The sequence below is a fragment of the Variovorax flavidus genome, from assembly GCF_030317145.1.
In the GTDB taxonomy this organism is placed as follows: domain Bacteria; phylum Pseudomonadota; class Gammaproteobacteria; order Burkholderiales; family Burkholderiaceae_C; genus Variovorax; species Variovorax flavidus.
Window position 1 is genome coordinate 44,105 of the sequence record NZ_JASZYE010000012.1, and the last position, 11,297, is coordinate 55,401.

The window sequence follows — 11,297 nt, forward strand, 5'->3', positions numbered from 1 at the left end:
GCGGAACAGGCTGCATCTCAGCGCAGCGCGATGACCTGGAGCGCAGCGCGAAGTCCGAGTTCGTAGGCCTGGTCCGGAGGCATGGGGGCGCCCGGCCGTGCGGTGGCGCCCCCGGAAGGTCTGGTCGACGCTGCTTCCGGCAACAAGTCAGCCCACCGAGAAGCAGGCAGCATCGCGGCCTCGTCGCCGCGCCCCGGCAGCACCATGCCTGCCAGCCGACCGGCGGCATCGAGAACCGGTCCGCCGTAGGTGCTGGCCGGCATCCCGATGCCGAGCTTTCGGAGTCCGCCATCGCCCAGGAACCCGCCGAAGAAGCCTTGGCTCAGCCAAGGCCAGGCAGGGGCCGTGGACTCCTGAACTGCATATTCGAATGCGAAGCCGGCGCTTCCCGCGAACGGATCGCGCGATGCTGGAGCCGGGGTTCCATCGGCCGCGAGCGGGGCGTCGAGGCGCAGGACAGTGACACCCAGCGCCTCGAGAGGCTGCGTCGCGGCATCCGCGCGAGCGAGCGTGGTTTCCCCCATGCCGTTGCGCACCCAGATCGCCTGAGTGGTGCCGGGTCGGATCACGGCGCTGGGCACCAGCGCCATCGTCCCGTTGCCAATCAGTACGCCACTGGAGACCACACGGGCTGCGCTCGGCACCGCGGGCTGGCCATCTTCCATCAGGGCCTGCGGTGCCATCCGGTGCGGTGTACGCAGCAAGAGCTCGCTCGCCACAGGCGCAGAGGAGCCGAAAGCCCGGTGCACGTCGAGCGCCACGGGATCCTGCGGCAGACGATCAAGGGTCTCCCGCAGCACGCGTTCGGCGAACTCTCCTTGCCCACCCACGCGCAGCAACCATGCGTACAGCGCACCCGCGGGCCCTGATTCCAGATGTGCACCGGCCACGTGCGCGCAGAACGCCAAGGCCCGTCGGTACTGTCCGGCCTGCATGGAGGCGCGCACGAGGCCCATCTCCGTGTCGGGCGCGTGCAGCATCATGGCCGCGCGCTCGAAGGTGTCCGTTGCAGCCACGAGCTCGCCGCGGGCAAGCTCGGCCTCGCCGCGACGCAGCAGCGTCGAGCGAGCCTCCATCACCGCGGGGTCGTTCACGCGTATGTCCGTGATCGCGGCGGCGGAGCGCTGCACGCCCCTTGTTTCGGGCACCTGCGCGCCGCAGTATGCACCCGGCAGGCTCAGTGCAAGCACCGCCATGCAGAGGGTCCGTGTGTCCGGGGTCAATCTCGATCGCCGTCAGGGCAGTTGGGTGATGCGCGGGATCGCCAGCGCCGGCAGCGCCGGGTCGTAGGCCGGCTTCGGTGCCTTGTAGCCTCCGTTCAGGTAGGCAGTCAGTGCGTCGATGTCCTGCGCACCGCCGAGCGTGTTGGTACCACCGAGCAACACCGTGAATCCATCCCCGCCCGTGGCCATGAAGTTGTTGACGGTCACGCGATAGGTCTTGGTGGGGTTCTGCACCACGCCGTTGACCACGATGTTGTCCGGTGCACCGGTCGCGACGGGTGGCGTCACCGTCACATCGGTGGGCGTCAGCACCACGTTCACGATCTTCGAGCAGGCCGGCGCCCCAGCGCTCCACGAATACTTCAGGCCGTTCGACACCTGCATCACACGTTGGGCTGTCTGCCCCTTGCAACCCGTGAACTGCTGTTCAAGCAGATCCTTGAGTTGCTGCGCGGTCAGCGTCAGGGTCACCAGGCTGTTGCCGAAGGGCTGCACGGTGAAGGCGTTGCCGTAGGTCACGTTGGATGGATAGGTCGCAGCCGCGTTCACGAACCCGGGGCTCCGCACACCACCGGCGTTCATGAACGCGACGATCGCACCGCCCAGCGACGCGGGTTGGGTCGCCTGCAACTGGGCATCGGCGATCAAACTGCCGGCCGGCATCTCGCCGGCGGCATTCGCCGAATTCGGCAGTGCCGAGACGATCGTGCCGATGACCTGATTGGACAATGGCGAGGCGAGCGAGTTGTACCCGTCGACGATGTTCCTGACGCTCGGGTCCGCGGCGATGGCATTGTTGATCGCGACGTCCGTGCGATCCACCAGCCGGTTCGTCGCCGACACGGCGAGCACCTTGTGCGAACGGGGATGCAACGTGAGGTCGATGTCGGTGAGAACGCGGCCGAAGGCGCTCGCGCTCGTGACTGGGACCAGCCGTCCTTCGCGATTGGGAAGGCCAGTCGGACGCGGCGTGCTGACGGCGGCTCCGGAAACGCTCCTCACGTCGACAGTGTTGGCGGAGCAGTTGTAGGCGGCGTGCGTGTGGCCGCTGATGACCAGGTCGACCTCGTCCCCGAGGCCCTTGACGATGTTGGCGATGTCGGAGTCGGTGCCGTCGGCGTTCTTCAGGTTGCCGTCGCAGCCGTTGATGTCGCCGACGTTGGGGCTGGTCTGGAAGCCGCCCTGGTGCACAAGCACCACGATCGCATCGACACCCTGGGCGCGCAGGCGCGGGATCAGGGCATTGACAGTCTGCGCTTCGTCACGGAACTCCAGCCCGGCCACGCCCGTGGGCGTCACGATGCCGGGCGTGCCCTTCAGCGTCATCCCGATGAACGCGATCTTTGCGCCCTGGAAAGACTTGATGCCGTAGGCCGGGAACAGGGTGCGGTTCGTGGCCGTCTCGACGACATTGGCCGACAGCCACTTGAACCGTGCGCCGTCGAAGGTGCCCGGCGCATTCGAGCCCAGTCCTTTGCAGCTGTTCGGGTCGGGCACCCCCGCGGTGATCTTGCAGCCGCCGGACTGCAGGCGCCGGAGTTCCGCCGAGCCCTTGTCGAACTCATGGTTGCCGACCGCATTGAAGTCCACGCCGATCCTGTTGAGTGTTTCGACGGCGGGCTCGTCGAAGAAGAGGGCGGAGACCAGAGGCGATGCGCCAATGAAGTCGCCCGCGCCCACCACGACGTTGTTGACGTTCTGCGCCTTCATTCGCGCAACATAGGCGGCGAGGTACTCCGCACCGCCCACGGCGGGTCGCTGGGCCGCCGGAACCAAGGTATTGATGCCGAAGGTGCCGGGCGTCTGCAGCGTGCCGTGGTAGTCGTTGAACCCGATGATCTTGACCTTGATCGGCTCGGGCGGCCGGCCGTGGTGGTCGTTGTCATGGTCGTGGCCTGGCTCATGACCCCGGCCCTTGCCGTGATCGCGGGCGTTGTCGCGACCCTTGTCCCTGTCCCCGTCGTCCGAAACGCGGGACCTGGGATCGGGTTGCGCGTGGGCCTGGGTGGCTATGGGACCGATGCCTGCGGCAACCATCGTCAGCGCGCAGATGAGCGAGAAGCGGTGTTTCGACATGAGTTCCCCTCCGGGTCTTTGGATCGCCAATGAGGTGTCGTGAGCACGCGTGCGAACTCACGCGCGAACTATCGAGGCCGCCGGTGACGGTGTGGTGACGCCCGCTCGCGGGGGCGTCGTGTCAGGCGAGGATGGCCACGATGCGCGTGCACGACCAGTACGCCGCCATCGTCCCGATCGTGTAGAGCGATGCGCGGCGCGCCATCGGCATCACCGGCATGTCCCTCACGATGCGGTAGAGCACCCACGCGGCGGCGACCGTCATCAATTGGCCGATCTCCACGCCGACATTGAAGGTGAGCAGCGCGACCCAGAGGTAGTTGTCGGGCAGGCCGATCTCTTTCAAGGCGCCCGCGAAGCCGAGCCCGTGCACCAGGCCGAAGAGAAAGGCCACGAGCGCCGGCCATCTGCGCGCTAGCGTTGGCTCCACGCAAGGCCTCCCCGGCCACCAGCATGATCGACAGGGCGATCGTGGCTTCCACCGGCGGCGGCCGCAAGGTCAGCAGGCCCAGCGCGCTACAAGCCAGCGTGAGGCTGTGTGCGGCGGTGAAGGCCGTGATGGTCAGCAGCAGCCGGCGATTGAATCCCACGAGGAACAACAGGCCCACCACGAACATCAGGTGGTCCCAGCCCGTGAGGATATGCTCGATGCCCAGAACGGTATAGGCGGATGCGATCTGTGCCAGGCCGCGCTTGTCGTCGGCCGATCCGAAAAGGTGCACCGTCGACTGGGCGGCGGTGAGCGTGTAGACGCGCGTCTGGCCATCAAGCCACGTGAGCTTTACCAGCGCGGCCGAGTAGCGCTTGCCGACGCCGTCGATCGACAGGGTGCCCGTCATGCCGCTCTCGCCACAATGCACCGCGTTCGACTCGATGTTGCGGCATCCCTCGGGCCAGACCGGCGTGAGATCCTCGCTGGCCGGGCGTTTGTCGCCCGCACCCCACTGCCAGATGAACTCGCCACGGGAGACTTCCCGCAGTTCCATCTCGGCCATGCTCATCTCGTGCGCGTGGACAACCGCGGCAGGCATCAGGGCCAGCACCCCCAGCAGCACTCGTCGCAACCATCCGCTCATTGGGTCGAGACTTCGAAGCGAACCGTGTACTTCCGCCCGAGCGCGCGCACCGCAGCGGTGCGCTGGTCGGCCAGGGTCGAGTCGGTCCAGTCCTGCAGCACGACGCCGTGCAGCGACTCGAAGTCGGCTGCCTTCGATGGCGCGACCGCATCGAGCCGGATCGCACGCAGGCCGTCCTTCGTCGGTTGCGCCAGCCACTTGCCCTGCGGCGCGGAATCGAGTGCCGTCACGAAATCTACGCCGTAGCTTTGCTCGAGGTTGGCGCGCGGGCGTCCCTTGAAGACACGCAGTCCCGCTTTCGCATCGCCCGGTGTGCCGGCGTTCAAGGCACCGACGAACTCGCGCAACGCGGCCTCCGTGGTGTCCGGCGACACCACGGCCTCCTGGAAGTCGTAACGCGCCGGCTCGTCATACTTCGCTCGCTTGCGTTCGAACCAGTCGTGCAGAACCTTTTCATCGACAGGCGGCAGCTTGACGCCGGCATCCACGACGCTCAGGGCCTTGAAGATGACGCGTTCGCGAATTGCGGGATCACCCTGGTCGACACGCAGCGCGAGCCCTTCGCGATAGAGCACCTCGTTGTCGACCCAGCGCTCGCGCAGCGTCTTCAATTCATCCGGGTTCGGCTGGCGCCCGCGCGACGAGGCAAACAGCCGCCGGGCTTCCGCATCGACATCGGCGCCGACCACGATCGTTCGTGGGTCGTCTTCGCGCGATACGAGGTAGTGGTCGGCGGCGAAGAGCAGCCCGCCGAGCAGCACGAAGTGCAGCAGCGGTTCGCGCAACCAGGCGGGCGTCCTTGCCATGCGCTTCTGTGGCTCCCTACTTGACACCGGCCACCAGCGTTGAGCCCTTGACCTCGATATAGATCGGGTTGCTGTAGAACCAGAGGTCCGACCAGGCGGCCACGTCGTAGCTGACGTACTTCTGTCCGTTATTCACGGCAAGATGGTCGGGGCACGCGGCGTCGTTGCACGGGATGGCCAGGTTGGCGACGTTGCTCGCGTTGGTCACCAGATCAGGCAACGGGTTGCCGTTGGCATCGGTCTCGTGCGGCACGCTGGGCGGCAGGTTGGTGCCGCGCAGGCGCAGGTACTGTGATGTCGACACGGTGCCGGGCAGACGGAAAGTCATCCGGCGGAAGTCGCCGCCGGCGGATTTCCAGCTCGCGCCGTTGAAGGTCTTGATGACCGCAGCCGTCGGGTTCTTCGCCGCCGTGGGCACGTTCGCGAGGCTCGGGTTGGTGAGCCAGTCGCGCGGCCATTCACCGGCGTACTGGAGCGGATCGCTCGGGCTCTTGTAGCCGCTCACCATCCCGCGGATCACATCGATATGGTCCAACACTGGCTTGTTCAGCGGCTGCTTGATGCCGACCTGTGCAAGCGACGGATTGGGAAACGCGTACGGCGAATAGTTGGTGCCCGCAGGATCGCGCACCACCACGGAGACGATGATCTCTGCGCCCGGACGCACCACAAGCTTCTCGCCCATGGTGGCGCACTCGTCATGGTCGACGTCGGTGTTCTGCACGGCGGCGGCAACGGCCAGCGCCTCGACCACCGCGTTGCCCACGGCGTCGAGCGCCGGCGTGGACCGTCCGCGCGGATACGACGCACAGGCGACGAAAGCCAGCCGGTCGATCAACTGGCCGCTGGTCGTGAAGCTGTTGCCGCTGCGTAGGCCGTCGACGATGGATCGCGGCGTCAACTCGTCTCCGCCGTGCGGCTTGTCGTGGCCGCGCCGGTCGTCGTCGCGACCTCGTCCACCGGTGTCGCGCACCATCACGAAGTCGCGCTGGTACTCGCCCGGATAGAAGTCCTGCGTCGAGCGGCGATCATCGGGGCCGAAGATGCCGCGGTTGTGCCAATCGGAACTTGCGAAGAACCAGAAGTTGCGTCCTTCGCCCAGCAGCGCATCCCACACGCCGCCTACCTGCGCGCCGTAGACGCCAGTGCCTCCGTAGGTGGTCCCGCCCACGGAGTCGACCAGCACGCCTCCAATGTTGTTGCGCTTGGGGAAGTATTCGCCGCGATCGGATGACGCGCCATGGCCGGGCTGCGTCTCGAAGCCGAAGGCCGACTTGGGCGCCGCGTTGTTGAAGTCACGCAGGTGCTCGATATTGAAGCCGTTGTTGCCATCCGGATTGAACGGGCCGGCGCGCTCCAGGTGCGAGGGCACATAGTAGGAACCGTTCGGGTGGTGCTCCGCCATCCACTTCATGGCTTCGACCGTCTTCAAATGGCCGCGCGTGCCAGTGCCAGTGCCGCCCGCAGGAATGAGCTTTTGCGCGGTCGCGTTCCAGCTCGGATCGGCGGCATTTGCGCTGCCGGTGACTGAGCAATTCCAGTTGTTGCCGATCGTGCCGCCCACAACGGTGTTACCCCGACTCGTGTCGGTGTCGTTCCGATCGAAGCAGTATTCCCACTGCGCAAGGGCATTGGCATTGCCGAGAGGCGTGTAGCCCGGCTTCGTGGGGAGGCGTCCGCGATCGATGGATTTGGGCATCTGGCCGGTGATGACCGACGTGGACACGTGCTCGTGGCCCGCAGATACGGATTCAACGCCGATGAAAAGCGGTTGGTCGCGCAGGCGGGCCAGGTATTCGAGGATCGGGTACTGGTACTCCTGGATCGACTGCCAGCGCCACATGTTGCCGTTGCCACCGACCCCGCCGTTCAGGCCTTTGAGATTGGCCGCACCAATGCTGTCGGTCCAAGTCGTCGTCGGACCTTGACCTGTGTAGGGGTAGGCAGGAGTGCCAAGGCTCTCGTCCTCGGCCAGCGTGCAGTTGCGATTGCCGTTGCCGCCGTGGCCAGCTTGCACGAACCAGTCCAAGCCCCACGGCGTATCGGCCGTGTCGGTGGCCTTCTTGACCAGCTTCTGCATCGAGATCGAACCGTCGGAACAGGTGGTGTGATTGTGAAAATCGCCGGTCACGTAGGTGCCGGAGCTCTTGTCGCCCGCACTGGCCGGCGCAGGCATGGCGAGCAGGCCCGCGGCGCCGGCCGCCGCAACCGCGGCGAGGGCGAACTGGTTCTTCGTGAACACGAGATTCATCGGTTTAACTCCGTCAGGGTGGACTGGAAGGGGAAGAACCAGCCGCGCGATGTCCTTCACGCTGCCGGGGCAATAGAAAGTAGTGATTTGCGATGACCGGACCGTGACAGAGCGAGGGCGGGGCGGCCGCTATCGAGGCACCGCTTGCCGCGAGCCGACGAACGGTCGTGCGCCCCGTCAGGGCGCGGGCTCGGCCAGTTGCCGGAGCGCCAGCATCGCTTCCGCTCGTGCCGGCTGGACGCGCTGCAGATCCTCCAGCAGCGAGCGGGCAGCACGAGGATCACTGCGCGCGAGCACCCCTGCCATGCGCAGCAGCGGGTCATAGGCCGGGCGAAAGTCCGGGCTGATCCGCAAGACCGACAGCAGCGGCTCCCGGACCTGCGCCAGCATGCGCTGCACATCGGCAACGGGGCGCACCGACTGCCCGGCCTCGAGGAAGCGATCACGTGCCGCCCAATAGGCCGCTAGACGGCGCGACAGGTCCGGGTCGGCGTCGCTGCCGACAAGTTCGGCAGGCGAGATCTCGAACTCATGCAGCAGCGCGACGAGCCGGTCGCCCGGCTGCGAATCGGGCACGTAGGTGACTCTTGGCGCCCGGTAGCCGACCACGGGATGATCGTCCGTGTTGACCGGTGCGTCGCTGGCGAAGCGGGCCAGCGCCGCCGGCCCGGCGACGAAGTTGCCCAGGACGCCGAATGCATCCTCCATGCGGAAGCCGCCTCGCTGCTGGGGCGCAGGCTTGTGGGCCAGCCCGCTCAACCGGGCCACGTCGAATGGGCCATCCTCTGCGCGCGCCACGAGACCGAGCACCGGCGTTTCCAGGCTGAAGGTCGCCAGCACGGCCAGTGCCCGCGGATTCACCGCCACGAACGAACGCACGATGCTGCGCAGGGTGTCGATGTCGAGCTGGTGCAAAGGCAGCCACTGGCAGAAGACGCCGTCGGCGGCCAGCCGGTTGCGAACCGCTCGAAAGTGCTCGACCGTGTACAGCGAGCCGGTGCCGCTGCGCGCAGGGTGGTAGTTGTCGGCGACGATCAGGTCGTAGCGTTGGTCGGTGGTGCGCACGAAGCGACGGGCGTCGGCGACCGTCACATGCAGTCGCGGACTCGGCTTGCCATCCGTGAGCGCTTGCGTGAAATAGGCAGACGCCTCGACGACTTCGGGCAGCAGTTCCACCGCATCGACCTGCACGGAGGGATCCTGCGCAGCCGATGATGCGGTCACGCCGGTGCCAAGGCCCAGGAACAGGGCATGCCGCGGCGCTGGATGCAGCATCAGGGGAATCAGCGCTTGTCGGGCATCCGCGGGCAACGTGGCGCTGCTGCCTTCCTGCTGCCGGTTGTTGATGCGCAACCGAGCGACGCCGACGCCGTCTTCCACCACGCTCACCGCAGCCATTGCGCCATCTCGGTAGCTGACAATGCGTCCGCCCTCGGGCACATCGACGAAGGCCAGTGGCGGCGACAGCACCGCGATCGCGACCAGTGCGGCCACAGGCGTCCAGAATGCCGGCTTCGTTATTGTGCCGGGCAGGGCCAGCGCGAGGTAGCCCGCAGCGACCAGCAAAAGCGAATGCTTCGGCCCCAAGGCCGGGAGCAGGATGACGCCAAACAGCAAAGGCGCGACGGCTGCCCCCAGCGTGTTGAAACCCAGCGCGCGCCCAAAGACATGGCCCTCGGCCCGTGCGTGTGCACAGAGATGGGCGAACAACGCACCCATCACCAGGGTCGGCAGAAGGAAAGCTGCGACGGCAGGCGCGGCCTCCGAAACCAGCGCCGAGGCCATGCCGGGGCCCAAGCGCTCGGCGACGGCCAGCCGCAGCCGGTCCGCGCCCCACAAGCTCAGCGTGCCGAGAAGGCAGGTCGTCGCCTGTAGCCGGAACAGGGCGTTGAGAACCCGGACCGGATCGGCGGCGCTGGCGCTCAGGCGATGCCACGCGGCGGCCCCCATCGCCGTGCCCGCCAGGTACACCGCGAGAAGCATCGCGAAGGTGTAGACGGTGTCCTGCGCCACCTGGCTCAGCACGCGAACGACGAGCACCTCGTAGCCGATGCCCAACAGGCCCGTTGCGGCCAGCGTCGCCAAGGCGGCCGGGCTTGCCGCGCGCGTGGCGGCATGCACGCCACCCGCACTCGCCGCCGGCGGCAGTGCAAAAGCCGCCGCGGCGCAACCCAGATTGAGCAAGGCGCACGCCACCGCCGTGCGGGCTAGGCCGAACTGCGGCACCAGCCAGAATGCAGCGATGAGCACACCGATCACCGCACCGAAGGTGTTGCAGGCATAGAGGGCCGCGATGCCCTGCTTTTCGTGACCCAGCCGTGCCATGACGCGCTCCATGGCGGGCAGGGTCGCTCCCATGGCGGCCGTGGCCGGCAGCAGCACGACGAAGGTGCCGAAGAAGGCCACCGTCCACTGCCAGAGAGGTGACGGCTGGGGACCGGTGGCATCGAGTAGGACCTGGCTGACCGGCGCCAGGAGCAACGCCAGCGCCACGCTCCACAGGGCGATCCATACTTCGCACGCCGCGTACCAGCGCTCGGGCCGTGCACTGCGAACGACGTGCGGGCCGATGGCCAGTGAGCCCAATGCGAGCCCTCCGAAGAAGGCCGCCACCACGGCCAGCACTGCGGCCGACTCATGGCCCAGCCACAACGCGCTCTGTTGTGTCCAGACGATCTGGTAGCCGAGTCCGGCGAAGCCGGACGCGACCATCAACCCGCAGGCGATACGGTGGCGCATCGCTCAGCCGCCGAAGCTGATCTTGTAGCCCCAGGAATCCAGGCGGGTGGGAATGGCGTTGAACGCCATCGTGATTCGCCGCTCCCCGGGATTCGGTGGCACCGCGTGCATCAGGTAGCTCGGGAACAGCACCATGTCGCCAGGTTCCGGCGCGGGACTGATCCACTTGTCGGCGCTGTAGGGCCCGGGCGTGGTCTGCGCATGGTCGTTCCGGAACGCGAAGTCGTGCCCGCCCGGCGACTTCATGAACACGGTCCGCGCATCCGGGTGCGTGGGTGTCAGGTACAACACGCCCGACACGAAGCTGTTGGCATGGTTGTGCATCGCCTGCCGGCCGCCGGTGTCGAGCACGTTGACCCACATTTCCTTGACTGACCACCCGATGCGCTCTCCGAACAAGAGTGCGCCGAAGTCGACCAGCTTGGGCGTGATCAGGCTTGCGCAATCGACCAGCAGCGGACTGTCGCCGGGCTGCAGCATCGATGTGTGCGAGAGACTGGGGGACGAGTTGTTGTCCCGCGAAGCCTGCGATGCGAAGTGCTCGACCAGCCCGTGCACGAGCGCGGCGCCGAGCGCTTGCGGCACGCGCATGAACGGTGTCGGAAAGAGCCCTGTGATTTCGTCCATCGGCCGCATTGTCATGCGGCCGCTGCTCGAGCGGGGTCACGGTTCTGTCATATACGCTTCCCAGAATGACCGGCCGGGAAAGCAATCATTCATGCATCGAACCCATTGCTCAACCCGTATCGGCCTGACCTTGCTGGCGCTCAGCGCGTCAACCTGGGTGAATGGCGCGGAATTGGATTTCAACCTGCTCGAAGTCCCCGCCGAAACGCAGTCGAGCGGCCCGGCACAGCCGCAGGCATGGACGCCGATGCGTCCTTCGCCTTCTTCCCCGGACGCTCAGACCTTGCCGAAGCCGCAGCAGCGAGAAGAGGCTGCCGGCCCGGGCAGCGCTGTGTTGACGCCTTTCGCCGAATCGTCGCGAGCCCCTTCAGGCAGCGCAGCACCGCACGACAAAGCTGCCGCCGCATCACGTGGCCTGGATGTTCCGGATCTGGTCCTGACCGCCGTTGCAATCCTTGCCGGTGTCGCTGCGCTCGCGTGGCTCCTGCGCAGAGCCTGA

At 66.8% G+C, this 11,297-nt stretch carries 8 protein-coding genes; 1 reads left to right on the forward strand and 7 read right to left on the reverse strand.

Annotated elements, in window-relative coordinates; genetic code table 11:
- Positions 1-17: 17 nt before the first annotated feature.
- From QTH90_RS28920 to QTH90_RS28950, 7 genes are all read right to left on the reverse strand, one after another.
- Complete coding sequence (locus QTH90_RS28920; protein ID WP_286668018.1) at positions 18-1,196, reverse strand: tetratricopeptide repeat protein; 1,179 nt, start codon at positions 1,194-1,196, stop codon at positions 18-20.
- Positions 1,197-1,235: 39 nt separating this feature from the next.
- Complete coding sequence (locus QTH90_RS28925; RefSeq protein ID WP_286668019.1) at positions 1,236-3,299, reverse strand: bifunctional metallophosphatase/5'-nucleotidase; 2,064 nt, start codon at positions 3,297-3,299, stop codon at positions 1,236-1,238.
- A gap of 68 nt (positions 3,300-3,367) precedes the next feature.
- Positions 3,368-4,375: a HupE/UreJ family protein gene (locus tag QTH90_RS31630; protein WP_286668020.1), complete on the reverse strand. Its 1,008-nt coding sequence runs from the start codon at positions 4,373-4,375 to the stop codon at positions 3,368-3,370.
- Positions 4,372-5,181, reverse strand: a complete 810-nt coding sequence (locus QTH90_RS28935) for a peptidylprolyl isomerase (protein WP_286668021.1) — start codon at positions 5,179-5,181, stop codon at positions 4,372-4,374. Before QTH90_RS28935 ends, QTH90_RS31630 begins: the two co-directional genes overlap by 4 nt.
- 16 nt (positions 5,182-5,197) lie before the next feature.
- Complete coding sequence (locus QTH90_RS28940; RefSeq protein ID WP_286668022.1) at positions 5,198-7,432, reverse strand: hypothetical protein; 2,235 nt, start codon at positions 7,430-7,432, stop codon at positions 5,198-5,200.
- Between the two features lie 177 nt (positions 7,433-7,609).
- Entirely contained in the window at positions 7,610-10,171 is a 2,562-nt protein-coding gene (locus QTH90_RS28945; RefSeq protein ID WP_286668023.1) for a spermine/spermidine synthase domain-containing protein, read from the reverse strand.
- A 3-nt stretch (positions 10,172-10,174) separates the two neighbouring features.
- Positions 10,175-10,798, reverse strand: coding sequence for a putative 2OG-Fe(II) oxygenase (locus QTH90_RS28950; RefSeq protein WP_286668024.1), 624 nt, complete (start codon positions 10,796-10,798; stop codon positions 10,175-10,177).
- Here QTH90_RS28950 and QTH90_RS28955 point away from each other — a divergent pair.
- Complete coding sequence (locus QTH90_RS28955) at positions 10,785-11,297, forward strand: hypothetical protein (protein ID WP_286668025.1); 513 nt, start codon at positions 10,785-10,787, stop codon at positions 11,295-11,297. The genes QTH90_RS28950 and QTH90_RS28955 overlap by 14 nt on opposite strands.